The 25,902-nt window shown below is 54.8% G+C and carries 23 protein-coding genes; 5 read left to right on the forward strand and 18 right to left on the reverse strand.

The genetic code is table 11. The features are described from left to right. Window positions 1–52 precede the first annotated feature (52 nt). Complete coding sequence (locus tag IG617_RS21910) at window positions 53–1,369, forward strand: O-antigen ligase family protein (protein WP_192110850.1); 1,317 nt, start codon at window positions 53–55, stop codon at window positions 1,367–1,369. 87 nt (window positions 1,370–1,456) lie between these two features. Beyond that, complete coding sequence (locus IG617_RS19145) at window positions 1,457–3,724, forward strand: GNVR domain-containing protein (protein ID WP_192110851.1); 2,268 nt, start codon at window positions 1,457–1,459, stop codon at window positions 3,722–3,724. Window positions 3,725–3,741: 17 nt separating this feature from the next. Here the strand turns inward: IG617_RS19145 and IG617_RS19150 are convergent, their stop codons facing one another. Further along, window positions 3,742–5,475, reverse strand: coding sequence for an alpha/beta fold hydrolase (locus IG617_RS19150; protein ID WP_192110852.1), 1,734 nt, complete (start codon window positions 5,473–5,475; stop codon window positions 3,742–3,744). Window positions 5,476–5,683: 208 nt separating this feature from the next. Here IG617_RS19150 and IG617_RS19155 point away from each other — a divergent pair, with 208 nt between their 5' ends. Beyond that, window positions 5,684–6,601 (forward strand): glycosyltransferase family 2 protein, encoded by a 918-nt coding sequence (locus IG617_RS19155; protein WP_192110853.1) that lies wholly within the window; start codon window positions 5,684–5,686, stop codon window positions 6,599–6,601. Here IG617_RS19155 and IG617_RS19160 read toward each other — a convergent pair. Beyond that, entirely contained in the window at window positions 6,589–7,269 is a 681-nt protein-coding gene (locus IG617_RS19160) for a polysaccharide deacetylase family protein (protein WP_192110854.1), read from the reverse strand. The genes IG617_RS19155 and IG617_RS19160 overlap by 13 nt on opposite strands. A gap of 216 nt (window positions 7,270–7,485) precedes the next feature. Between IG617_RS19160 and IG617_RS19165 the strand changes: the two genes are divergently transcribed. After that, window positions 7,486–8,772: a lipopolysaccharide biosynthesis protein gene (locus IG617_RS19165; protein WP_192110855.1), complete on the forward strand. Its 1,287-nt coding sequence runs from the start codon at window positions 7,486–7,488 to the stop codon at window positions 8,770–8,772. Window positions 8,773–8,806: 34 nt separating this feature from the next. Here IG617_RS19165 and IG617_RS19170 read toward each other — a convergent pair whose 3' ends face one another. From IG617_RS19170 to IG617_RS19215, 10 genes are all read right to left on the reverse strand, one after another. After that, entirely contained in the window at window positions 8,807–11,275 is a 2,469-nt protein-coding gene (locus tag IG617_RS19170) for a glycoside hydrolase family 2 protein (protein WP_192110856.1), read from the reverse strand. 2 nt (window positions 11,276–11,277) lie between these two features. Then, a complete protein-coding gene (locus tag IG617_RS19175; RefSeq protein WP_192110857.1) occupies window positions 11,278–12,276 on the reverse strand; it encodes a DUF1839 family protein in 999 nt (332 codons plus the stop codon). 16 nt (window positions 12,277–12,292) lie between these two features. After that, window positions 12,293–13,201: an amino acid--[acyl-carrier-protein] ligase gene (locus IG617_RS19180; protein WP_192110858.1), complete on the reverse strand. Its 909-nt coding sequence runs from the start codon at window positions 13,199–13,201 to the stop codon at window positions 12,293–12,295. Window positions 13,202–13,206: 5 nt separating this feature from the next. Next, a complete protein-coding gene (locus IG617_RS19185; protein WP_192110859.1) occupies window positions 13,207–14,388 on the reverse strand; it encodes an acyl-CoA dehydrogenase family protein in 1,182 nt (393 codons plus the stop codon). Window position 14,389: 1 nt separating this feature from the next. Continuing rightward, window positions 14,390–14,641 (reverse strand): acyl carrier protein, encoded by a 252-nt coding sequence (locus IG617_RS19190; RefSeq protein WP_192110860.1) that lies wholly within the window; start codon window positions 14,639–14,641, stop codon window positions 14,390–14,392. 260 nt (window positions 14,642–14,901) lie between these two features. Further along, entirely contained in the window at window positions 14,902–15,432 is a 531-nt protein-coding gene (locus tag IG617_RS19195; protein WP_192110861.1) for a cytochrome b, read from the reverse strand. A 91-nt stretch (window positions 15,433–15,523) separates the two neighbouring features. Next, the gene (locus tag IG617_RS19200) at window positions 15,524–16,330 is read right to left on the reverse strand and encodes a class I SAM-dependent methyltransferase (RefSeq protein WP_192110862.1); all 807 of its coding nucleotides are present in this window, start codon (window positions 16,328–16,330) and stop codon (window positions 15,524–15,526) included. Beyond that, entirely contained in the window at window positions 16,327–17,397 is a 1,071-nt protein-coding gene (locus IG617_RS19205; protein WP_192110863.1) for a glycosyltransferase family 4 protein, read from the reverse strand. The genes IG617_RS19200 and IG617_RS19205 overlap by 4 nt, the downstream gene beginning before the upstream one ends. Beyond that, entirely contained in the window at window positions 17,397–17,798 is a 402-nt protein-coding gene (locus IG617_RS19210) for a 6-pyruvoyl trahydropterin synthase family protein (RefSeq protein ID WP_192110864.1), read from the reverse strand. The genes IG617_RS19205 and IG617_RS19210 overlap by 1 nt, the downstream gene beginning before the upstream one ends. Before the next feature lie 26 nt (window positions 17,799–17,824). After that, window positions 17,825–18,790 carry a zinc-dependent alcohol dehydrogenase gene (locus tag IG617_RS19215; RefSeq protein ID WP_254170634.1) on the reverse strand — a complete coding sequence of 322 codons (966 nt, stop codon included), beginning with the start codon at window positions 18,788–18,790 and terminating at the stop codon, window positions 17,825–17,827. Window positions 18,791–18,926: 136 nt separating this feature from the next. Here IG617_RS19215 and mdoH point away from each other — a divergent pair, with 136 nt between their 5' ends. After that, window positions 18,927–20,747 (forward strand): glucans biosynthesis glucosyltransferase MdoH, encoded by a 1,821-nt coding sequence (mdoH, locus tag IG617_RS19220; RefSeq protein ID WP_276529841.1) that lies wholly within the window; start codon window positions 18,927–18,929, stop codon window positions 20,745–20,747. Between the two features lie 66 nt (window positions 20,748–20,813). On the opposite strand, the gene ptsN is transcribed toward mdoH, so the two are convergent. The 6 genes from ptsN to lptC all read right to left on the reverse strand — a co-directional run bounded on the left by ptsN (window position 20,814) and on the right by lptC (window position 25,889). Then, window positions 20,814–21,281 carry a PTS IIA-like nitrogen regulatory protein PtsN gene (ptsN, locus tag IG617_RS19225; protein WP_192110867.1) on the reverse strand — a complete coding sequence of 156 codons (468 nt, stop codon included), beginning with the start codon at window positions 21,279–21,281 and terminating at the stop codon, window positions 20,814–20,816. Between the two features lie 66 nt (window positions 21,282–21,347). Further along, window positions 21,348–21,935, reverse strand: a complete 588-nt coding sequence (gene hpf / locus IG617_RS19230) for a ribosome hibernation-promoting factor, HPF/YfiA family (protein WP_192110868.1) — start codon at window positions 21,933–21,935, stop codon at window positions 21,348–21,350. Between the two features lie 279 nt (window positions 21,936–22,214). Next, the gene (rpoN, locus tag IG617_RS19235; protein WP_192110869.1) at window positions 22,215–23,762 is read right to left on the reverse strand and encodes an RNA polymerase factor sigma-54; all 1,548 of its coding nucleotides are present in this window, start codon (window positions 23,760–23,762) and stop codon (window positions 22,215–22,217) included. 67 nt (window positions 23,763–23,829) lie between these two features. Next, the gene (gene lptB, locus IG617_RS19240) at window positions 23,830–24,615 is read right to left on the reverse strand and encodes an LPS export ABC transporter ATP-binding protein (RefSeq protein ID WP_192110870.1); all 786 of its coding nucleotides are present in this window, start codon (window positions 24,613–24,615) and stop codon (window positions 23,830–23,832) included. Window positions 24,616–24,698: 83 nt separating this feature from the next. Continuing rightward, a complete protein-coding gene (gene lptA, locus IG617_RS19245) occupies window positions 24,699–25,235 on the reverse strand; it encodes a lipopolysaccharide transport periplasmic protein LptA (protein WP_192110871.1) in 537 nt (178 codons plus the stop codon). 3 nt (window positions 25,236–25,238) lie between these two features. Continuing rightward, window positions 25,239–25,889: an LPS export ABC transporter periplasmic protein LptC gene (gene lptC, locus IG617_RS19250; RefSeq protein WP_209008616.1), complete on the reverse strand. Its 651-nt coding sequence runs from the start codon at window positions 25,887–25,889 to the stop codon at window positions 25,239–25,241. Window positions 25,890–25,902 lie beyond the last annotated feature (13 nt).

The following is a 25,902-nucleotide window of genomic DNA, read 5'->3' on the forward strand; positions in this document are numbered from 1 at the left end:
GAATGATTCGTGACTTTGGGTCCAAGCGTAGTTTAGCGCCCGGGAGGCTTGGGTGACAGATCAAAGAATATCGTTTGAGCAGCCTAATACCGAACCAAAAAGCGATTTCGGTGGCAAGTTTCTAAGTTGGCTCCCAGCGCTGATTTTCGCCTACGCGGTTCTCATAGCACCTTTAATGATGAGGACTTCCGGAGGCCCGGATGATGGTGACATCAACATTGCGGCGTCAAAGTCGAACTTTTTCAATCAGCTTTTTTGGCTATGCCTTTTGAGCTTAGCCCTCTTGGCGTCGCTTAAGCGCCTGCATAAGCTTCCAGCCGTGCTACTCCACCCAGTAGTATTAGCAATCTTTGCATACTTGGCGATTTCTGCGTTCAGCGTTGTCTGGTCTCCGGTGCCCGGAATCGCATTTCGCCGACTTGTTCTTCAGTCGATACTTGTGATCTGCTTTGTACTTTCGATCGGACTAGGTGACAGTCGAGAAGCGATGTTGAATCGCATGCTGGTTTTGATTGTCCTATCTGTAGCGATTAACTGCATTGCGGTATTGGTAATTCCGCCAACCCCAATCGGCTACGCAGGTATATATCCGCAAAAGAACGGCCTTGGCGCGGTGATGGCCTTTGCAGTCTTGTTCACAATCTATGGCGTAAGCGTCAAGACAGGACTAATCCGTGCCCTACTCATTTTGGTCCTAGCATTAGCTTTGGCTCTTCTTTTTATCAGCCAGTCTAAAACATCTTTGGGCTTGACGTTGGTGATCCCATTCGTCGTGTACATCTTCGTTGCACTGGCGTTTCATTTACAAATAAACGCTTACGCACTCATACTGCTGTTGACATCGACAGGACTGTTACTGGCGGCCTTCGTGTCGGCGGTTTCTGGCTTTGGTTTCGATGAGCTCTCAATGGCACTCTTCGAGGACACAACGTTCACAGGCAGAACTGTGATATGGAGCTTCGTACTCGACGTGATTTCAAGATCTTGGCTTGTTGGCCAAGGATATTCTTCATTCTGGGGCGTTGGTGTAGACTCAATCGTTTTCCGAGAAGCTCCAAGTTTCGTCTCCCTATTGCTGCAGGCGCACAACGGCTATCTCGACGTTCTTGTCGAGACGGGCGCTGTCGGCTTAAGCATCCTGCTTGTTTTGATATTGATTGCGTTGAGGTCAGCGACCAAGCTCGTCCAAAGAGATCCGCAACTCGCGAGGCTTTGCCTGATGCTTGTCTTGTTCGTGGGCTGCCACAATTTTTTAGAAAGTAGCTGGTTTCGTAGCTTCTCACCCATTTGGATGCTCTTCATCGTGGCTGCGCTTCTACCTATCCTTCCGTCAGCTGCCGATAAAGCAATGAAGTCTAGTGTCTCATAGCCGCCCCTAGAAACGGCATTAGGGGTTCCCTAACCATAAACGCGTATGAAATAGCTTTAACAAATGGCGTAAAGCAGGGCCCAATTCGTGAATAACCCGCCTGAGACAGCTAGGGTCAACACCCAGAACCTCCTCGATTTTCTGGCCATTTTGAGAGTCCTAAGGGCGCGCACGAGATTCATTTTTCTAACGGCGTTGCTATTCACTCTCATAAGTATCGCAATCACGTTGATGCTAACGCCTGTTTTCACTGCGACGACCGCCGTTCTTATTGATCCCACAATCAAGCAACCTCTCGACCTCAATCAACAGTCGCGTAGTGCTTTGACCGAAAGTATTCGCATTGATAGTCAAGTTGCGATGCTGCGCTCGGATACGATCCTCCGTCCTGTCGTTCGCTCGGAGAAACTTATTGATGACACGGAATTCGGGTCTGGCGTGTCCTCTGGGCTAGCCGGCCTGCTACTAGAGGTACTGAGACCGACAACCTCTTCAAGGGAGAGCTCCCAACAAGACGCAGAGAACAAAGCACTGAAAGCGCTCGCAGATGCGACAACAGTCAAACGCGACGGCCAAACCTTCATCCTTTCCATTTCCGTAGATTCCAAAAATCCGTCGAAGGCGGCCCGTCTGTCTGTCGCAATCGCAAACAGTTTTCTAAGCGATCAAAAGCGCCAACTCGAGCAAGCCTCAAATCAAGTAACATCTCAAATCGAAGATCGACTTATCGGACTGCGTGAGCGGCTGCGGCTTGCCGAGGACAGTGTTCAGGAATTCCGAGCTGAGAATAACTTGCAGGTTGGAGCAGAGGGCGGGCTCATCACCGAGCAAGCTTTAGCAGGTATCAACAGCAGTCTGATTGAAGCCCGAGGTGCACTAGCGGCGGCGGAGGCAAAGAACACAGAGATACAACGTCTTCTGCGCCAGGGCGCAGACGCAGAGTCCATCAGCGATGCAATAAACTCTCCAACCATCACGCAATTGCGCGAACAACACTCCGAAGCTGCCAGAAATGTAGCGAACCTTTCTGCAGCCCTTCTACCATCGCACCCATCTCTGATTATGGCGCGATCGCAGCTTGCCGAAGTTCAACAACTTATTCGGGATGAAGTCGTCAGGATTGGGGATTCCTCCAAGATATCGCTTAAGGTTGCCCGCGATCGCGTCAACAATCTCGAGGCAGATTTAGAAAGTGCTAGGTCGCTCAACAATGTCGATTCAACGGCGAGGATTCGCCTACGCGAGCTAGAGACAGAAGCCATCGCAACCCGCACACTTTATGAAAATGCACTTGCTAAGGCCAAACAGATCTCCGCATTGGACCAAGTCGTCGTGCCTGATGCACGTGTCATTTCTCCTGCCGTGGCGCCGGAAAGCCCGACATGGCCGAAGAAGAAATTGATCGTTGCGCTTGCTGCTGTTTTAGGCGTCCTGGTTGGCTGTTGCGCCGCTATTGGTGGAACAGCACTACGTCTCTTGAAAGCGAGGCTAACGAACAAATATGAGGTGCTGGCGTACAACAGCGCCTTGTCCACTCGGATGGCTACGAGCGAGAGACAACTTGGCTTGGCAAATGAACAGGCCGGCGCCGAACCAACCCGAAGAGTTGCGAAGCACATTGACCGGCGGCTTACTACTGCAGCACCTTTATCGATCCTCGGTCGGATTCCCCGCATGATTGACCCGGAAGCTTTGCGAAGCGGTGTCGCGCGTCAAAGCGAAGAGGTCGACAATGTCCGACATGCTCTAGATCTTTTCTACTATGAAGAGGTTGACGGCCAAGACGCTGAATTCGGTCGCGCAATCGAGAAAATCCAAGAACGAATTGATCAACTCGCCGAAGAAACAGATGCTCGCGTTGCGCTGATCACAGCCCCAGACACAAACCAGGGTCAAACTATGCTCGCTTTCGCGGTTGCCTTCTCTGGAGCCTGCCGCGGCTTAAAGGTGTTGCTTGTAGACGCCGATCCCCTTCAGAAGGGATTGACGCGAGATCTGGATGGTGTGGCCGCTCGTCGAAGACAAACATTACAAGAGCGTGTCCGCGAAGACCCAGAACTCGGGATTTCCTTTGTTTCCCTTATTGCCGGTCAGTCACGCTACAAGCCCTTTGAATTAAGCGGGAAGGCCACACGAGAGCTGGCCCATATCACTCGGAATTACGATCTCACTGTCATCGACGGCCCGCTCTTACATGATCTTTCCAGCGACGCTCCTTTACTTGCAGTCTCTGATCTATTGCTGGTCGCACTGGCAGAAGAGAGTGAACGTGCGGCATCATCGCAAGAATTGGCCGCGCGGCTCAACAAGCTCGCAGGCGACCGTCCTCATGCGCTTTTGATGACAGGCTCCTGATCAAAAAAACCTCTACTTCAGCGGCGTTCAAGGCGTCGGGCGAATTCAAGGAGTTTGGCGGTGACCTCCACCCTGGCCGGAAGTGGACTGAGATTATGGTCAGCATTAGGAACACTGGATAAGTTCACGTTTGGATAGTTCGACAAACCAGCCGTGCCCGGCCCAAACCAGCTGGACACCTCAAGCAAACCCCGATCACCGTCGCTGTAGACCAATTCGACCGGCGCCCCGCGTGCTCTAAGTGCCTCCAGTCTGGCATGAAGGATGCGATCTAGCCGATGATGCTTTGAAAAATTTCGAAGTACTGGCGCAAGCTTTTGGTCTGCAACTTTACCCAACGCTTGAGCAAGTCTTTTTATCGCTCTTGAAATAGGAAGTTCACCAGAAAGCAAACGCTTTAGCTGTCTGGGACTAGCTATTTTGTTTCGATAGGTGCTGAGAGTTTGAATAGGTTCTCGAATCGCCTCATCCACGTCTTCGTCTGGATCCCAAACCAGTCTGCGCGCATTGATCAGGAATGCTCCATCGATACGCATATCAAGTTCCGCTGATACGAATGCCTGATATGCTCCACTACATCGTCCGATGATGATGATATTCTCGTAGCATCTTTCAGCTTTCATCCAGTCAACCGCGCACTTCACATCGTCATTCTGGCGCTCTGAGTAGAGAACTTGCTCCTGCTGCCCAGGCCAAAGAGGCGTCTCACCGATACCTGCCATGTCCATTCGCAGTACAGCAAAGCCATCCGTTGCCATTTCTCGAGCAAGGTCGACGGTATAGCGGCCCCACCCACACGAATGATCATACCCCGCGTTCAGAACGATCAATCCCGTTCTGGCTTGACTCTCCACGGGCTCACTAAGAACTCCGAAGAACATGGCACCCGGCCCGAACCGGCAAAAGGTTTCTTGAAATCCCTCTCCCTGGACTTCTACCTTTGACGGAAATGACTGGCTACGTTCACTAGGCGAGCTATTGGAGGGAAAATGCGTCTTTACCCAAGACAGCATAGATCCAACTGTCTGTTCAGGCAGACGCGATAACGTAGGATTGGAAATGTAATCGACGTAGCCGTGGAAAGGAATGCGGTCGACCGAGGCACCACTTGAAATCAAATGCTCGGCGAATCTTACATCAGCAGGGTTTTCCGGCCGCTCAACGACAAGACTTCGCGATACCATGGGTGCGTCGCCTTTTAAAAGGCTCAGTCCCTTAATCTCACTTGCGGTGGAGGCAGACAGGACGAAGCCGCCCGCCATAATCCCTCCCTCCGGGCCGTCCGATGCCCCAACAAGAAAAGTCGGCTTCGTCATCGCCGTCCAAGCGGAAATTTCCCTAAGGTGCGTGCGCCCCTGTGACACCGCGCCGAGGTAAATGATGCCTGCAACATCACGTTTACGCGCGAGGTCTCCCGCGATGAGGCCTCCGATCCCCTGACCCAAGAGAATGACGCGGGATGGCGCGCAGAGTTCAATGAGCTGATCCAGAGCAGCTTCAGCAGCGTTGCGCCATGCAAATGGATCATCAATTGCGTCGCTCGCGATCGCAGAATGGCAAGTTCCCGGGAAGTCAAATCGCAGACACGGATACCCATTTTCCGCAAATTGGTCTGCCATGGTTCTGAAAGCCTTGCGAGAACACAACTCCTCATAAGCCCAAGGACTTAGCATGAGTATTGCTGTAGAGCCCTCAGCGGCATGAAACATCCCGGCGAGACCATCGAAGAACACGGGTGAGGCAACAAACAAAGCGGCTTCCCAGGCTAGTGATCGAGATCCAATTCAGCGACTATGGCAATAGCTTGTCGCGTCTTAAGAAACTTCAAAAATGCGACTTGCAGAGCTTGTAGATCAAACAACCGCAATTTTCCTATCCTTCCTTTAACGCCGCATCAAAGGTCCAAGCACATATTGGGAATACGTAGAACAGGCGCAATAAAATCCGGAGTGATAGCCCTTGGGACACATCACGATTGCAATCGCTAGCGTTGGACGAGAGACTCTCGCGGAAACCTTGATATCCCTTTCAAAGATTGCGTGCCTTCCCGGTAAGAACTTAACCGTTTTGGTCGCGGATGATTCGAAGGATCAAGCGGCGGCCCGACTAATTGCTAGGCTCCGTCTGGAAGACCTAGACATAAAATGTATTCCAGTTGCTTCAGGCAATATATCCATTGCTCGAAATGCACTCCTTGATCAGACAGAGGGCGAGTGGATTGTTTTCGTAGACGACGACGAATGGGTGGAAAGAGATTGGCTAATTCGGTTGTTTGAATGTCAAAATGACTACAACGCCGACGTTGTCATTGGACCGGTGTATCCGGTTTATCCAAACGATGCACCGGGTTGGCTCGTAAGAGCAAATCCGCTCTATGCTGACTGGGGACATCGCGGCAAGCGACTGACCACTGGACGAGGCGGCAATACACTCGCAAGGATGTGGTTTATCCGACAGCACGCCTTGCGTTTCGATCCAGCTCTCGGGAGGTCCGGCGGTGAAGACACTGCCTTCTTCGCAAACGCTGCGGCTCGAGGGGCGGTGATTGTGGCGACAGATGATGCAATCGCGCGTGAGCATGTGCCACCGGAACGGCTTGAACCTGACTACATCCTTCGTAGAGGCATCCGTTCCGGCCAGTCATATGCCAATTCCCGAAAATTGAAGAATCCAGGCCTGCTATGGCAATTTCAGTTCGGAGGTGATGCCGTTGCCAAATGCACTATCGCTGCCATCCTAGCTTTGGCATTAAGGCCCGTTGATCGCGCCCGCTCCTTCCGGATGAAACAGAAGCTGGCATTGAACCTCGGCAAATTGAGAGCCTTGTTCAATTTGCCGTTGGCGCAGCTCTATGCCGCAAATAATCAGACAAAATAGCGCAATCTTCGCAATTGTGCATACGCTGTGCCTTTCCAGATCTGCTTGACACTTAAACGTTGAGGCAAGTCGAGCTTCGGATCGAAATTCTGCTTTACCGACCATCGCGGCCGGAACCATGCATTGTCGTAACAAAGACCGGCAGTGCTTGTGGATACTTTCCCATATCCGCCTTCTTTCAATGCAGCCAGAACACGTCGATCAAACAGGCCAAAGGGAATAGCCGCCTCGGTGACACCAATTCCCGCGACATCCTCGATCTTGCGTCGCGCGTCGTATAGCTCCTGTTTTCGGCCCGCATGGTCGAGCTTTCTCCAATCCACATGATTCCAACCATGACTGCCAATTGTCATGCCAGAAGCGACCATATCGCGAATGTGCTTCCCCCTTAGGTAACCCTGCTGCCCAATTCGGCCTGCCAAGACAAAAAAATGCCCAGTCCGCCCAACATCCAGCAAAGCCGGTACGCCCACCTGATAGTCCGATAAATTACCATCGTCGAAAGTAATGCAAATCTGATTTCCAGAGTTACCTTCAAGTTCCTCAAGCGCATAAATCGTGCGCCGATAAGTATCAACAGTTACAAAATAACCCTCCTCGCCTTCACTTAACTTAGTGACAGGCTCACCAATGCCATGAAATGTTAGGAAAAGGGTTCTAGCCAACATATTTTGCGCCACCATATCTGTAATAAAATCATCTTTACTAGATGCTTAAGCCAGGGAATTAACAAATCAAAGTCAGAACGCTAACAAGGAAGATTCCGACTTGCTCTCCGGAAGCAGATTAACCTAGCTGGAAGATCCCTATGATAGGTTTACAATTCTCTTCCTTTCAAACCGCGTAGCCCTCCTCACTTCAGACACTTACCAACTGGAAAACTCATGTGCCCGACCACATCCGGGAAACTTGCTTCCAAAATAGGAACCGTCATCAACCAGGCCCGCCAGTCCAGCCTGGTTGCCAATACGCTTTCCTACACAGTGAATTTCGGGCTACAGCTCGTCATCCAATTAGGTTTCTTCATGCTTGTTTCCCGTACCCTCGGCGCCGAGGGCTACGGCATTTTTGTAAGCATCACTAGCGTTTCGATTATTTCCGGAATCATTATCGGTGTTGGCAGCGAATACCTTTTGGTTCAAAGAACCGCGGTCGATCCCAGTGCGTTTCCGCGGTACTTCGGCCACGCGCTGATCATGATGACCCTCACACTGCCACTTGTTGCGATTCCGACGATCACCTTCCTGCATTATCTCGTTGGGGACGCAGTTGGGCTTGTCCCCCTCACCATCATTTCCCTCACAGATCTAATCTTCACAAGGTTTATTGTTCTGGCTGGTCAGGCCTACATGGCATTCGACAAAGCTAACAAACAGCTCTTGATCAACATCCTGATGGCAGCTTCAAAGCTGATTTTCTTAGCGATCGCCGCGTCTTTGATCAAAGATCTGACAATTACCGACTGGGCTTGGTGGTTTTTTGCGTCAGGCGTCCTCTCAGCGACCTTCGCGGCAGCGATGGTCCTGCGCGATCTTGGACGTCCGATCTTTGGAATTTTAAAGAACGAACTGAAACTTGGCGGCCTCTATTGTATTGAATTTCTTGCAATAGGCGGCATGAAGGATCTGGATAAACCTGTGGTCGTCCACGCGCTTGGTCCAGAATTAGGCGGCCAGTATGCTGCCGGTTTTCGGATTATTGATGCGGCCTCGGCCCCCGTCCGCGCATTTCTTTACGCGACCTATACCCGACATTTCCGGCATGCCACAGCGGGACGAGAGAACAGCTATGCCTTCGGGTTGAAGCTTTTGCCTCCGGCGGTCGGACTTGCGCTTCCTGTCGCGATCGGTCTCTTTTTAATTGCTGACTATATTCCACTCGTGCTTGGCGACGATTTCGCCGGAACATCGGGAGTAGTCAAATGCCTAGCCTTTTACCCTCTTTTAATGGGGCTATCAGGTATCGGTGCCGACCTACTTCGCGCAATTGGTAGCCAAAAAACCCGCATGGCTTTGCTGATAGCCAGCAGCATTGCGCTGATTCCGATGGTCTGGTTCGGATCGAAAATGGGAGGGCTCGTTGGCGCGGCGCTGCTGCGCTTCGCACTACAGACCCTGCTAAGCTTTTTGACTTGGGGGGCCATCTTGGTCACAAAGAAACGAGGTTCCTGATCACGACGTTTGGCGAAGCCCCTTGCAGACTCCACTATGATTTGACGATGACGGCGTTTCCAGCTGAAATCGCTTTTATCACGCCAGCAGGACAGCCGCGATCGCCTTGAAGCCTCACTTTCTTCAAAGCACCTGGAGCCAGATGAAACCAGTCGTCAGACGGAACGAAACCATCAAGTTCCAGATGAACGAAGCGTGCCGTCTGAGTTGAACCGAGGCTCAATGTCCAGATCCCATCTCTTTCTTCTGAGAGTCCTGCTTCAATGTCCAACGGCCATTGAAGCGTCTCAAATCCGCCAGGAAAATGAAACGCCTCGGCAACGATCTCCTCGCTCTCGGGATCGGTTAGGCGCGCGACTGTGACGTCATGGGCTGGTGGCCCGAAACGGTAGGCGTAGGTGGTGTCGAAAAACGCTCCGAAGAGGTCGGTTGCTGCAAGTTCCTGATTGCTGTGAGCGGGAAGCGTCATCTCGCGCTGACCCGACACCACAGGCGTTGCTCCGTCGCGAAGACAGGTCAGGGTCAAAACAAGATCGCGGGATCGACCCGTGTCGTTGATCACATGGACTGCCAGTCCATTTGTGCCTTCGTCGGTCAGGTTGACGGTGACAGGTCGGAATGCTCGTTTCAGGGCATAATACGCCGGCTTCGGTACGCCAGTTGAGTCGACAAGACCCCATCCCGCGCCTGGCATCAGATCCTGATAGGTCCAGACAAGTGCCCCCTTGCAGGTGGATCGCGCACGGCGCCACTCCGCAAATGTCGTTTCCATGATCTCGCCGGTCAATGCACGCGACAGGTCCAAGTACCTCTCCGGATCGCAATAGCGCAGCTCCGCCGGGTCGATGCCATAGTGCGCCTTGAGGTAATGATCGCGCACATCCTCAAAGTCCCAACCGGCACCGCGGTCACGGGGTATGCGTTCTTTCCAGCGAGGGTCATGCCCCGGTTTGACAGGCAAGTGCCTCTCGAGTGTCGCAGCCTCCGGTACATTCGAAAAGGCTAGGCACTCAGCCGCAAAACGCACTTCTGCGCGACGTGCATCTTCAAGTGGCCGCTGATAGGCGCCGACACCGTAATAGTGGGCAATGCCCTCATTCGCCGAGAACGGCAGAGCGCCTTGGCAAGGCGAGTTCTCGACATAGGGCACATCCGCACGAAACTCAGCAGCGACATTCGCAAGGATCTCCGTACACAGGGGCCCCTTCCAGCGTTCTTCCGGCAGTCCCATCATGGCGCCTTGCTGGTAAATCTCGCTGCCCCCGCACAGTACCCCGAGGGACGGGCATCCCTGCGACCGCAAAAGCTGCTGCCGAGCCTCGGTGCGGACGCTTTCGACAAATGCCTCGTCCTTGACGGGATAGTCGTAGTTGGCGAATTGAAAATCCTTCCAGACCAGAATGCCAAGTTCATCACAGAGTTCAAAAAAGGCGCGAGACTCATAGACCATGGTGCCGCCGATGCGGAGCATGTTCATGCCTGCATCGCGGGCGAGTTCCAGCAGGTGACGGTAGCTTTCTATGTCCCCCGACAAGTTCAGGAGATCCGCTGACGTCCAAACTGCACCGCGACAAAATACAGACACACCGTTGACAACAAGGCCGAAGCCTTTGCCGTCGTCGCCACGATCCACCGCGATGGTCCGGAATCCTGTCTTCCCGAGATCGATCTTCTCGCCACCGACGTCAATATAGACTGCATGTAGCGTCGGCTCACCATGGGTATGCGGCATCCAGGGAGCGATGTCTGGCAAAAGCAACTCGCCGTGATATCGATCGCTGGAGGTACGTGTCAGACGCGCTTTTTTTCCGGCGCATTGCAAGTAAACCTCGCTTGCAGTGCCTGCCAATGCCAGGTCGACTTCCAGAACGCCACAGCCTGCCTCATACAGGCCAGCCGTCATGCGGAGACCTTCGGCTCGAAGATTGCTTGGTTCGATCAGGCTAATCGGCCTCCAGGGACCGACTGCATGGATCTTGGGACACCAGCCCGGCATATGGCCCAGCAGCGTCGTCCTGACCAAACGCAGTCCTTGAGAGGTCGCCAGTTGAGGACGCCAGCGGGCGCGAGGCCCTTTGTGCTCAAGATGAGGTGCCAAGGCGCGGAAGCAGATCGCGAGCTCATGCTTCCCCGATAGATCGACTTCGACCGCCTGCCGCAAAAACATGTTGTCCGAATATGCGATGTGAACGCCATCCAGATAGATCTCGGCAAGCGTCGCAAGGCCATCGAAAACAAGCTCACGCTTGCCCGGCGTCTCAACCGGCAGCGGCACGACGTACCAGGCATCCTTATCGTGCAGCGGAGACGGTTTTTCAGGATCATAGAGACCAGCGGCGGCCAAGGTTCCAGCAACCGTTCCAGGAACGCTGGCCTCAACCCAACCTGATGCGCCCGAAAGATCTGGCGGTTCCGGAAAGGCATTTGCGTCCGTCAACAGGAGGCGCCAACCCTCGGTAAGTTCGGTGACCCGGTCACCGGATACAGACAAGGCGAGAGACATCTTCAGGCTGCTTCGCAGCTGGGCTTGGCAAAACGATCGTCAAGGGAAGAGGTCAACTCGTCCCATGCCGTTATGGCAGGCTCAAGTGCGGGCTGAAGCTTGTCGAATTTCTTGCGCATGACAGCACGCGCCAACTGGAATTGAACTGTCTTACAGGTCGTAGAGATGCGACGCGCTGCGTCTGCAGGCGCATCCAGTCTCACAACGCCGTTGCGACCGAGCCAATCAAGGTGAGCAGAGAAAAGCTCAAAATTGGCTCCGAGCTGGCGCAGCGTGTTGAACGCATACAGATGGAAAAACTCGAACGGACGCTCGGCGACCTCCTCCACCTGGCAAGGGAAGACCTCAGCAAAGGCAGCAACCGGATTGTGCTCGGGACGCTTTGCCAGATAGGCCGCGAGCAGCGCTTGCGAGCGTTCAACCAGCTCTGACGCGCCGATGTTTGCCTCAGGCAGCTTGACGAACTCGGTGTAGGGCAAAAACGGCAGGTCGCGTGCATGGGCATCGCGCTGGAAGACGCCGTCAAAGTCGTCACCCTCGAGGTGATGAAGTCCAAGACCGTGGAAGTAGTCCATCGTCCGGTTTTCGATGTCGAGCCGGTTGATCGCTATCGTCGTCTTGCCGTGAGACTGATGGTATCCGACGCCTTGCGTATCGGGGAGGAAATAGCTGTCGACTTCCACGAGTGACAGGCGGCCACGGCGGATCTGCTCCAATACGTGGATCTCGACCCGATCGTAGATAGCAAGTTCGGTGACTTTGAGACCATAAAGGCTTTCCAGGTCTTCGAGCGGCACTTTGAAAAAAGTGAACTGATCGCCCTCGAAATCCTGCATGACGGAATAGGCCAGACAAGCTTCCGGCGGCAGGCCGAGCGCTGGCAGAACCTCAAGCCATACGTCGAGGTAACAATTTGTCTCCGGCCAATCCCGCTCAGCAGAATGCAGCGCATGTCGAACATAGGAGGCCGGATCCAGACCCGGAAAGATCTTATCTGCCATAGTGTCCCCTCACCACTCAGCCCCAAAGGGCGGAGCGAACGCTATTTGGCCATGCATTCACATCGAAACCGTGGTGGCGGAAAAGCGCCAGTGCAAGGCGCTCAAGCCCGAAGCCCACACAGGCTGTATGGGCTGGTGAGCCGTCAGCTTGCTGGATGTTCCAGGCCTTGCCGAAGTTATCCATGTGATAGTTGAAACTCATGCAGGCAGTCGGGTTTGCGCCTGAGTTGACAGGGATCACGAGTTCAAACTTCAACTCCTGCTCGCGTTGGCTCGCGCCCATCATCCGGCCAACACGGCCGAAAAACGGATCGTTCGCGACCTCGACCTCATGAGGGAGCTCCAGAATCCTCATCATCTCCTGGCCGCGCTGCTTCCAGGTTTCCCGGAACTCAATCGTCTGTTCTTCGGTGCCGACACGAACATATTCGCGCTGGCGGAACATCTGCATCCGCGTCGGTTCCTTGGACGGCTCATTGCGGAAGCAGTAGGACTGAAGAGCAACGTAGGCTCCAGCTTCCGGCAGACGTCCTCGGCGGGCGAGGATCGGATAAAGCGGATAACAGGCAGCCGGCGTCAGGGCGACATCGGTCTTTTTCTGACTTTCTGACCAGTCCTCGCCAGCTGCCATGCATTGGATCAGACCCATGTGGTCATGGTCGCTGCCGCAAAAGGCATGAACTGTGCCCGCCAACTGCGGGAAATTCTTCATATAGCCACTGGTTTCAAAATCGGTAAGCGGCATTCCCGGCGGAAAGACCATCGCCTCGGAAATCTCATCCTGACCGAAGCTCAGCGCGAACTCTTCAAATCGCGAAATGACATCTTCGAAGGCCGCACTGCGCGCATAAAGGCCATCAACACCGCTGTCGTGCAGAATACCCTGATTGAAAAGCTGATCGAGAAACGAAACCTGAGCGTCCATCTGATCTATCCTAAAAGGCTGGTATCTTGTTTGTTGACCAAGAGCATTGTTGACGTATTGCCGAGAATGCGGTCGTTCGAAATCATCAGCTGCGCAGAATGTGCGTCGCGCAGATGACGGCCGAGACTGAAGGGTGTTCCGTTCTTATAGGCGGCAATTCCGCAAATCAGCATGCAATGATTGATGATCGTCAGGATCATTTGGGAGGTACCGACCTTGATGTTGTTCATGGCGACAGAGAAGCTCATCGCATTCAACGCATCGGCATCGCCCTTGGCGGCTTCGAACTGCTTCAGGCCCGCGACCACATTGGCCTTGACCTGCTGCAAGAGGTTCGACGCTTCTGCCAGTCGCAGTGCGCCTGGAGGTGTCTGGCCGGGGGACTTGCGGGCAGCCGCCTTGACGAATGCCTGAGACCGCGCGAGCGCATCAGCTGCGATGCCATACCAGAGTGCGCCCCACAGCAGGTGCGAGACCGCAAGCATGGATTGCGCGGCGATTTCCGCAAACGGCTTCGGCAGGATTTGCTCCGCAGGGGCTTCTGCCTTGAAGATGTAACCGTCTGAACATGTTCCGCGCATGCCGAGCGTGTCCCAGACGGAGGTACGCTCAAGTGAGTATTGCTCCTTCAAGAACAGCGTTGCGATCTGATCGGAGTGTGGCGCATCGGCATTTCGCCGAGAGGTCACGATGATAGCGTCTGCCATCGCTCCGTAGGAGATAACGGTCGCATTCTTTTCAAGCCGCGCCGTTTCACCGTCGAGATCCATGGCACAGATGGAATTGCGAAGGTTCCCTCCGATCCCAGCCTCACTGGTCGCCGACGCGATCAGAAGCTGTTCATCACAGATCCGCTTTAGAAATGCCTCATGCCATGCGCTGCCAACAGCGTAGTCAGCGAGACTTGCAATCTGGATCTGATGCATGGCGTAGGTCATCGCGGTCGAAGCGCAGGCTTGGCCAAGGATCGCACATAGATCGGCGATCTCGGTCATGCTGGCAGCTTCGCCGCCAAGCTCCGGACGGATCATGACACCCATGAGACGCTCAGCCTTCAGAGCGTCCATGCCTTCACGCGGAAAGCGGCCCTCGGCATCAACGCGGTCCGCAAATTCTGCGGCCACCTTCGCCGCGCGACGAGCGCGCTCCGCGAGGGTCATGGCCGAAACCGGGCCTGCAATATTCATCTCAAGCGACCTGGCGATCTTCAGTGATTTGGGAAAGCGCATCGGCGATGGATGCAATCGAAGAGAATGACTTCCGATTGAGAAGGTTCTCGGGGAACTCGACGTCAAACTCTTCCTCAAGCGCAAGCATCAGCTGCACCGATGCAAAGGAAGACAGCCCCGCTTCATAGAGATCATCGGCATCGGCCAGCTTGTCCACTGTGATAGGAAGACCGCCGTGTTTGGACAGCAATTCGCGGATCGTAGAATTCATGATGCTATTCCCTGTCATTTGACCTCCCCGCAATTGAGAGGCCGTTCTTGTTCCCTAGGGAGAACTTACTATGACAGAATAGATAAACTCAGCTTAAAGCGCTTGGTTAATATTTCTATAAATTTGAACTTCAATTCTTTTACATTAACAAAAACTGAAGAATACTTACTACAATTGCAATTCAACGAGCCATCCCAGTCAACTAGCCCCGTTAACAACCAGGATCTCGTAATCCTGGCCAAACGAGTCTGCCACCGGTTTCACAGCATTCTCTGAAGAACACCGTCCCGCTTGATCAATCCGTGGAACAAGGCGGCCCCGATGTGCACCGTGACGACAGCTACAAAGGCAAGTCCGAGAACTTCGTGTATCGGGAAAAGTTGATCCGCCAGGGCACGATCCTTTGCCACCAGGGCAGGCAGCGTGAACAGGCCGAAGACCTCGATCGCTGCGCCGTAGGCAGATGTCGCCACCCAGCCAACCAGCGGGTTTAGAATCAGAAAGATATAGAGAAAAGCATGGGTCGCTCTTGCTGCCATACGCTGCCAAAGCGGGATAGCCTCCGGCAGCGGCGCCGGATGGGATCCAAAACGAAAAACCAGCCGGACCAACGTTAATACGAGAAGTACAAAACCAACTGAGCGGTGATAGTCAAACAAGGTGTTCTGCAAAGATCCGCCATCAATACGGATCATCACGATGCCTGCAGGCACCATGGTCAGAACGAGCACGACCGTCAGCCAATGAAATAGCCTCGCCAGCGCACTGTAGCGCGTATCACTTCTAGCCATCCGACTTCCTCTCCAACGCCAACCTAGAGCTGGCTATGGCCTCTCTCCAGAAACGAGGTGCCGCCCCTACCCTACCCTACCCTACCCTACCCTACGCCCGAGGCGGCAAAGCAACCAAGTCTTGATGGCCAACGATGACAGAGAGGTGTCCATCTTCAATTTCGCCCAGGCGGCGCGTTTGCCAGCGGGCAAGTTGCTCGGGATCCATCCCCACCTCAGAAGCCGCTTCGATCCACCCTGCCAACAATGCCATTTGGAAGGCGGCGCTGTCACGATCGGCAATCCAGTCTGAGGCTCCGGTTGTGACCTTGTAACCGGCTTGCCTGAACAGATTGGCCGCAGCGTTCCAGGCGAATGGACCGAGCGCAGCGCCAAAGCCTTTGTCCGTCCTTTGATGCGTGTTCATGGCCTGACGAATTGCATCATCAAGCGGATCGACCGGGTCGCAAGATGCTCTGCCATCATAAGACAGGCTGGCGAGGAACGGCTTTGAGGAAGCGGTGACCGTTTCGACAAGCGTCCCGAGGAACTCCTCCGTCACAAGGTCCAGGAAGGCCGACGTCGTAACCGCATCCACGGTACCCCACGGCAAATCATCAAGATCACGCGAGAGATCCGCGATCTCGACCTGAATGTTCACACCGGGCGTTTCCGACAAGCGCTCTGCCGCAACGTCGAGAAGACGTGGGTCGTTGTCCACCAGGGTCCAGTTCTGGGAGCCGGAAAGCTTTTCAGACATAGCCGCGACGGTTGATCCAGCGCCACTGCCAAGGTCCAGAATGTGAACTGTACGATCGGTGGGCAAGGCAGCACAGAAAGCATCTTCAATCTTCTGGTTGCGAGCCTTCAGGTCAAAGGGCTCGCGGAGAGCAAGCCAATCGGGGGAGAAGCCGCTCATGAGTCGAGCTCCAAGATCCTGGCGAACGCCATTGCTGCGTCGTCCCATGTCGGCAGGGTCTTGCTGCTGGCCCAGGCCGCCATGCCTAACTTCTTTCGTTCGTTGGAGCACTTCAGCAGTTTCTCCAATGCGCCTCGAAGCTGGCCGACATCCTCGACCCCGCAATAAATCGCCCCATCTCTCGCAAGAGTTTCCCCGACAGCTCCCGCACCGCTTCCAAGGACGGGCAACCCATGGGACAGAGCCTCTGTGAACGCCATGCCGTAGCCCTCATAGCGGCTCGCGAGGACAAACACATCGGCAGCAGCGTAAAACCCCGACAGCTTGGCGGCGTCAACGGCGCCGTGAAAACGCACGCGATCGGAGAGTGAGAGTTCGCGGAGTTGCGCCGACAGTTGTGAAAAGCAGTTCTTGTCGCGACTTGTATCTCCGACAATGCCCAGGTGCCAATCGTACGCTTTGAGGTCCGAAAGTGCCTCAAAAAGGAGGTCGTAACCCTTTCGCTGAACGATCGTGCCGACGGACAACAGGCAAACCGGTCCTTCATCTCGATACGCGTTCTCCTGCGCGCGGTCGGTCCCTGGCTCGACCACGTGCAACCGATCCTCGGAAACCTCGAAGAGATCGCGGACCTGATCTCCTGTCGCGGAGCTCGTTACGATGACGCGGCGGGCGAATTGCAAAGCTGTTTTTTCGCCCTCCTCAAGAGCCTTGGCCGTTGCTGCGTCGATGCCATTTTCCTTACACAGAGGATGGTGAACCAATGCGATCAGCTCGACATTGTCCGCCGCGCTGGCAACAGCTTTCGCGAGCACGCCAAACGCCAACCCGTCAACGATGACGCGCGAGCCCTCCGGCAGGCTGTTCAGACGCCGACTGGCCTGATCGAGTGTTTCACGTGTTGGAAACGGGAAGCCCTCGCCGAGCTCCAGCAGCTCAACGTCCCAGCCAGCATCGCGCAGGCCAGAAATGATCCGGCGATCGTATCCATATCCACCAGTCGGCGTGTCCAAATCACCCGGATAGGCGAAATAGACCAGCTGGCGTTGCCTGTCAGGTTCTAGCATCAGGCGATAGACGCTTCATACCAGGCGCGGGCGACGTGAGACTCAGAAATGGTGACTCTCAAGCTGTCTAACTCGGTGCCAACACGTCCCAGACGGTCTTCCCGCGCCGCTTTGGCAAGGTGGTCGTGAATATGCTTGGTCAGGAACTCGGTTGTCGTGTTGATGCCTTCAAATTCGGGCACGTCATCGAGATTCTTGTAGTTCAGCGGCTCAAGAACTTCCTTCAAGGCCTCGTGTGCGCGTCCGATATCGATGACAACGCCATTGCTGTCGAGTTCTTTCGACATGAAGGCTGCATCAATCACAAAAGTGGCGCCATGCAGTGCCTGCGCTGGTCCGAAAAGCTCACCCTTGAAGGAATGAGCGATCATGACGTGATCTCTAACTTCGACTGCAAACATTGGCTCTGAATTTCCTTGGTTTTGGCTCACGAGTAGACCAGCACTGGCGCAAGCGCATCTAACTGACCAGTCAATATTTCGGGAAGACGGTGTGGTGCTTCTTCAAATGGTATGCGGTGACTTACTAGGAGATCTAGCGCGGGATCCCTTAGAAGCGAGAGGGCAACGCCAAGACGGCGGCGGTAGTTCCATCTCGCCTGCCGAGCAACGGGAATGGTCCCGACTTGGCTGGACTTCAGGCTCAGTCTGCGCGCATGAAAGTCGGCGCCAAGTGGCACGGACACGGATGTTGCCCCGTACCAGCTCATCTCGACAACCGTCGCTCCGTCTCCGGCTGCTTTCAACGCCGTCTCCAATCCCGCTGCCTGCGCACTCGTATGAAAAACCAAATCCTGATCCGCAGGTGCGCCTTCGGGTTTGGCGAAGTCGAAACCCAGTGTCTCTGCAAGGACAGCACGCGCGTCGTTGACGTCCACCAACGTCACGTTTGTGGCTGGAATCCTTGCCGCGAGATAGGCCGTCAGCAGGCCGACTACGCCGCCCCCGACCACGCAGATGTGATCCCCAGGTGAAGGCAATCCATCCCATAAAGCATTGAGAGCAGTCTCCATATTGGCTGCGAGGACTGCCCGTTCTGCCGGAACCCCGTCAGGCAGAATGTGCAATTCGTTCAGTGAGGCATTGAAGTGCGTTTGATGTGGAAACAGACCAAAGACGAATTCGCCAATGTGCTGATGGGGCCCGGTCTCGACCTGGCCGACACAAGCGTATCCATACTTGACCGGAAACGGGAACTCTCCATCTTGATGCGGCGCGCGCATACGATGCCACTCGCTCTCGGGCACGCTTCCCCGGAAAACCAGTCCCTCTGTTCCCCGGCTAACCGCGCTGTTGATCGTGCGAACGCGGAGCTGTCCGGTCGCAAGTTGCGGCAAATCCTGATCACGAATTTCGCAGATTTCCTTCGCGCTGTACCAAAGTGCTCTAGCCATACTGTTTCTTTTTTCGGTCATGAAATCACCGCAGGGTTGAACTACGTCACTGGACGATCCGTAAGCACCGTTGACAATTGCACTATTGCGAAGCAATCCGGTTTTGAAAGTCACATTTATGCGTGATGTATCTGAAATGCAGCTTCAGAACTCAAGAGTATTGCCCATGACCCGTCGGCGGATCATTTTTGCAGGGCTGGTTATCGTCAGCTTCCTCGGTCTTTCTGGCCTGATGGCTCTGACCCTCGCGACAGGCGACGTCGGAGTTCTCAAGGGCATTATGTTCACATGCTTCCTGTTGACCCTTCCCTGGACCATCATCGGTTTCTGGAACGCCGTCATTGGCTTGCTCACCATGCGCCTGGCAAAGGACCCAGCAGCCTATGTCTGCCCGATTGCCGCCGGTGAAAAGGATGCAGCACTGACGTCGCAGACAGCGATCCTGTCCTGCATTCGTGATGAAGACGTTGAACTGCTTGAGACCCGTCTCAACGCAATGCTTGCCAGCTTGCTCCGCTCCGGTGAAGCCAAGTCCTTTTCGCTTTTCGTCCTCAGCGACACCTCGCGTGATGACATCGCCATGCAAGAGCAGGCAATGGTAGCTCGCCTTACAAGCAACTGGGGCGCGGATATCCCCGTAGCCTATCGCAGACGGACAGAGAATACCGGCTTCAAGGCCGGCAATATCGAAGATTTCTGCGAGAGATGGGGTGTCGACTACGACTTCGCTCTGGTTCTGGATGCCGACAGTTACATGTCCGCAGATGCAATCCTCGGTCTTGTCAGGCGTATGGAATTGAACCCGCGCCTTGGCATCTTGCAGAGTTTGGTCGTTGGCCTTCCCACCGAAAGCGCCTTTGCGCGCGTGTTTCAGTTTGGCATGCGCCTTGGCATGCGGTCCTACACGATCGGCAGCGCCTGGTGGCAAGGCGATTGCGGCCCCTACTGGGGGCATAATGCGCTCTTGCGTATCAAGCCCTTCATCGAAAACTGCAAGCTGCCGACATTGCCAGGCAATGGACCACTCAGTGGCGCTATTCTGTCCCACGACCAAGTCGAAGCGGTTCTGATGCGTCGCGCCGGTTATGAGGTTCGCGTATTGCCGCAAGAAGGTGGAAGCTACGAGGAGAATCCACCACACCTGCTTGAATTTATCCGGCGTGACCTACGTTGGTGCCAAGGCAATTTCCAGTATCGGCGCTTGCTGACCATGCCGCGCCTTCTGCCGGTCAGCCGAGTTCAGCTCTTCCTCGCGATGCTGATGTTCATCGGGTCTCCGGCCTGGATCGGCTTTATGGTCAGCGCCGCTCTCGCTGGTGTCACGGCGGCTGACGCCCCGCTGTTTCGAGCTGAAACCGGCTATGCGCTCTTTATCACCATCATGACGATGGTGTTTGCGCCCAAGCTTGCCACGGTCACCGACATTCTCGCACAAAAAGATCTCCGCAGAGGCTTTGGCGGCACCTTCCGTGTCCTCGCGAGTGCCCTGACAGAAATCGTCTATTCCTCAATGCTCGCCCCGATCATGGCAATGGCGCATACGCTGTTCATCGGTGGTCTGGCTCTTGGAAAAACCATCGGCTGGGGTGCCCAGGGCCGTGAAGTCGAACAGCTTCCGCTTGGGCTCACGGCATCAAAACTCTGGCCACAGACCCTGTTTGGAGTGCTGGCGATCTCCTGGATCGCGACACAGCCACTTGTTGCGGTATGGCCTGTGATCCCGATCGCCTTGGGGCCTCTGCTTGCCGTTCCATTTGCGGTGTTATCCTCCAGCCCTTCTATCGGCCTGATGGCAATCAAGTCGACATTCTGGCGAATTCCGGAAGAAACGACACCCCAAGCGGAGCTGTCACCACTTTCTCTCCGGGCCCTTCTGGAAGGACCGCAAACGCTCTCTGCCGATGCCAACGGTACGCACCTGCCGCCTCAAAGAGAGCCCGTCCGCGTGAAAGCGTAAGTGCGGCAAAAACGAAAAAACCGGCTCAAGGCCGGTTTTTCAGGTCATCTCAAACAGCTCAGACCATCAAGCAGCGTTGGAAGACGCAATCGACTGGGTGAGCAGAGCATAGATCTCTTCAGGGTCACTTGAGCTTCGGATGGCTTTTGTGACCGCCGCGTCCCGAAGCTGTCTCGCGATCCGGGCAAGCGCCTTGAGATGATCAGCTCCAGCCCCCTCAGGCGCCAGGAGCAAAAACACCAGATCGACCGGCTCGTCATCCAATGCATCAAAGTCTACAGGCTTGTCGAGCCGCGCAAACAAACCAACAAGACGGTCTAGGCGAGTCAGCTTGCCATGCGGGATCGCAATGCCATTGCCGACACCGGTCGACCCGAGACGTTCGCGCTGAAGCAGCGTATCGAACACCTCTCGCTCGGAGAGCCCAGTCAGCTCAGCTGCTTTCGCAGACATTTCCTGAATAGCCTGCTTTTTGCTTTTGGCTTTCAGTCCGGCGATTACCGCCTCTTTTGTCAGAAGATCACCAAGATCCATTTCAAATGCCTACAAGTGCGTCAGCGCCAGCTCTGGAGGAGTAGCCGGCGCCAACTCATTATAATTTTATTCGGCAGCCTGCTGGGCCACCAAGGCCGGATCTATCCAGCCAATATTGCCGTCTGAACGACGATAGACGACATTTACGCCGCCGTTTGCTGCATTTTTGAACAGAACGACTGGCGTTTCCGTCAGATCCAGTTCCATCACAGCCATGCCAACGGTCATCGTTTTGACCTTCGCCGAGGTCTCGGCAATTACCAGCGGATTGAAATCTGCCGGCAACTCTTCCTCGTCCTCGGTCGAGGCAAGTACATAGGAAGCCGCCTCGAAAGCTTCGCGGCCATTGCCGTTATGACCATGATGGTCCTTCAGCTTCCGCTTGTACCGCCGCAGCCTCTTTTCAATCTTGTCCGCCGCCTGATCAAAGCTCTGCCGCGGCTCCTGGTCCTGAGCCGACACCTGCAGAACAGTGCCAGTATCCAAATGCAAAGTGCATTCCGACTTGAACCCAGTACCTTCCCGGCTCAACGTCACATGTCCGTTGTAGCCGCCAGCAAAATACTTGGTAAGCGCATCCTCAATTCGGTCTGTGACATGGGTCCGCAGCGCGTCTCCAACATCAACATTTTTTCCCGAAATCCGCAAAGCCATGGGGACCTCTTATTCTCGTTTGGACCAAAAGGCCGTCAGCTAAAAGCCGACGCTTGAAACGGGTCACGTTTCAAGCCTACAGAATGGACCAGTCAGCGCGGAAGCGCCATCCCCTCGTCACTTAACACTTGCGGCGCGTCGTATACGCACCTGCATCGCCGCTGTCAATCGCGCTCGGTGTGAAATTACACGCGGCAGTGTCGCAAAATCCCACGGCATTACCTCGCAAAAACAGAACATTGAAAAGAGCGGAGAGAATTTGACTTTTAATTTAGATAGTTAGCTCCGCGCGCGTTTCTCGCGCCGCCTTTGAACCGACGACGGGATCTTCATCGCCTCACGGTATTTGGCAACGGTCCGCCGCGCGATATCCACGCCGTCGTGCTTTAAGTTTTTAACAATCGTATCGTCAGAAAGAATAGCGGACGGCGATTCCGCGTCGATCATCTGCCTGATTTTATGCCGTACAGACTCGGCGGAATGAGCGTCGCCTCCAACTGTAGCGGAGATGGCGGATGAGAAGAAATACTTCAGCTCATAGATACCACGGGGTGTCGCCATGTACTTGTTGGATGTGACCCGGCTGATGGTGGACTCATGCATTCCAATTGCGTCCGCGATGGTTTTCAGGTTCAGCGGCCGCAGATGTTCAATGCCGTAGGTCAGGAAACCGTCTTGCTGTCGAACAATCTCAGTCGACACCTTGAGCACCGTTTTCGCGCGTTGGTCCAGGCTTTTGACGAGCCAGTTCGCCGTCTGCAGGCAATCCGTCAGGTATTCCTTCTCAACCTCGTTCCGGGCGTTGCGCGTGATCGTTGCGTAATAGGTCTGATTGACCAAGACCTTCGGCAAGGTGTCCGTGTTCAGCTCCACTGACCAGGTTCCATCAGGCGAGCGCCGGATCAGGACATCGGGAACCATCGGTTGAACCAGTGATGAGCCGAAGACGCTGCCGGGCTTTGGGTCCAGCGCCTTGATCTCCGTAATCATCTCGGCCAGGTCTTCATCATCCACGCTGCAAACGCGCCGCAGAGCCGCGTAGTCATGCTTGGCGAGAAGCTCAATATTATCAATCAAGGCTTCCATCGCGGGATCGAACCGATTGCGCTCGACCAGCTGCAATTTCAGGCATTCGGCCAGACCTCTGGCAAAGACGCCGGCGGGTTCGAACGTTTGCAGAATGGCAAGTGTGCTTTCCACTCTCTCGAGCGAGACACCCAGCTGCAGGGCCGTCTCTTCAAGATCAAGAAAAAGATATCCATTCTCGTCGAGAGAATTGATCAGATGACCTGCGATCAACTTGTCTGCCGGCTCCGAAAAAACCAAGTGCATCTGGTCTTCCAGCGAGGAAACAAGCGACTCCTCCTCCGCAACAAACGCCTCAAGATTATAGTCTTCACCCGCCGAGCTACTGGAGGTGTTCTTATAACTGTCGCCGCCTTTTAGTGCGGCGGGGTCCGGTGAGGACGGTACGCCTGGCTCATCTGGAAATACATTGCCGAGATCCGTATCGAGGCGTGTCGCAATTGCTTCGGATCCGGTTTCCAACTGGCTTTCCATCCAGTCGCCAGCCTGGGGCTCATCGCCGGTCGAGACTAGCTCGCCTTGTACCGGCCGATCATCGGATGCCGGGGCGTCTCCAATCTCGCCGGCTCCACCGGGCTCGCTCTCTCCCTTTTCAAGGAGCGGATTTCTCTCAAGTTCCGCATCGACATAGGCGACCAGGTCAAGGTTCGACATTTGCAACAGCTTGATCGCCTGCATCAGCTGCGGCGTCATGATCAGCGACTGGCTTTGCCGCATCTCCAGCTTTGTTGTAATTGCCATCTAGTCCGGGGTCTTCTCTAAGCGTGGTTGGTCCGCTTCTTGCTATACCCTATCCCCGGTGTTGTCATCAAAGTGTAAATTGCTCACCCAGATACAAACGGCGCACGTCCGGATTGGCCACAATATCGTTCGGCAGGCCTTCGGTGAGAACTTCACCTGCAGCAATGATATAGGCCCTGTCGATGAGGCCCAGGGTTTCCCTGACGTTGTGGTCGGTAATCAGAACACCGATCCCCCGCTCGGTCAGATGACGAACGAGTTGCTGGATGTCGCCAACGGCAATCGGATCAATGCCCGCGAAAGGTTCATCTAGCAGCATGAAAGAGGGTCGGCTGGCCAGCGCCCGGGCAATCTCGACGCGCCGCCGCTCACCGCCAGACAAAGCAATAGAGGGGGATTTGCGCAAGTGAGTCAGGCCGAATTCGGCCAGCAACTCATCGAGATCTTCATTGCGCTTGCGCCGATCAGGTTCGATAATCTCCAGCACGGCGCGGATGTTCTCTTCGACCGTCAACCCGCGGAAAATTGACGCTTCCTGGGGCAGATATCCGATGCCCAGTCGAGCACGCCGATACATGGGCAAACGCGTGATATCGAAGCCATTCAGTGCGATCGCGCCCTGGTCCGGGCGGATCAGGCCCGTAATCATATAGAAAGTGGTGGTTTTGCCCGCACCATTGGGCCCTAGCAGACCGACAGCCTCGCCCGGCTTGACCTCAAGGCTCACATATTTGACCACCTGGCGGCGGCCATAGGTCTTACCAATGCCATCGACGACGAGCGAGCCAGTTTCCTGGGCGCTTGCATCACCGGATTGGAGTTTACCTGAAGAGGTAAAGGGGAAGAGTTTCACCAATTGAATTCCATTATTGGCTATTTCCGGCGAGATCCCGCAACCTCAACGGCAAGCTGTCTGTGGCCCCTAGGAGGCGGCTGCTAGTTATTGTCGAGGCTGTTAGGCTGAATAAGCACCTTAACACGGCCTGATTTTTGAGCCTGAAGGTCCGCCTTACCCGTCTTGAGATTGACGGTCAGACGATTGCCGACGACAACGTTTGGTCCCTGACTGAGCACGACTTCATCACCCGTCATGACCATGACTTCACGTTTCATGTCGAAGCTTGCCTCATCGCCAGTCGCGGTCTGGTCCTTCGCGGAGATATAAACGCGACCGGCCGCCTCCAACCGTGAAATTTTTTGCTGTGTGGTGCCAGAGGCAGAGCCATCGTAAAAAACCCGCAGCTTTTGTGTCTTGAGTTGGGTCTCACCCTGGGTCACGACGACATCGCCCTTAAAGGTGGCGCTGTTGGTCTTGTCCTCGACCTCGAGTTCCTCTGCCTCGATCTGAATCGGCTCCTTGTCGTTGGACCCAAAGCCCGCGAATGCGTCAGAAAAGGTTTGCGCCGCGGAGTAGCCGGTCAATGCACAAAGGGAAAAGACGCCGATCACGGCAACCTGTAGAAATTTCATCATCGGTTATTCCTCTTGGGCGCCCGGGGTCAGCACCATCCTGATGCCGTCGGTAAACCGGACGATCCCCTTGTCCTGATCATAGGTCAATTGTCCAGCGCGAATGTTGCCATTTTCCGATCGGATCGAGAACGGCTCGGTCGTTTTCAAAGCCCCGGATTTCAAATCAATGGTCACCTCAGCGAGGTCAACGATGTAGCCTTCACTCCACTCCACCTGAAGACCATCATAGAGCGCGAGCGTTTCAGCGCCATTGTCATATGTTCCCTTCAGAGCCGAGACCTTCGCACTTTGAGTCGGATCTAACACAATATCGGCCCGGATGTTCTCAAGATCGATGATCCGGGGATCGCTCAGCCGCTGGATGGCCCTGACTGCGGACACTTTGTACGATCGTTCTCCGTCATGGCCAGAAAGCTCCGGACGATCCATCACAAGGCCATCACTGCTCAAACTTACATTTCCAATGCCGAGCCCGGTCAGAATGTTGAACACGACGACCAGCGCCGTCATCCCCGCCAGAATCAGCACGCCAGTAAGCGGCAGCAAGATGCGCAGAACTTTGACCATCCGGCTGTGACGGCGCGCAGAGCGCTGGGCACGGCTTTCGGTTGGCCGCGCGGTCACTCCAGTCGTATCGGCTACTGCCATCGTCATTGCAGCCTAGGTC

The organism is Roseibium polysiphoniae (assembly GCF_014842925.1).
In the GTDB taxonomy this organism is placed as follows: Bacteria; Pseudomonadota; Alphaproteobacteria; order Rhizobiales; family Stappiaceae; genus Roseibium; species Roseibium polysiphoniae.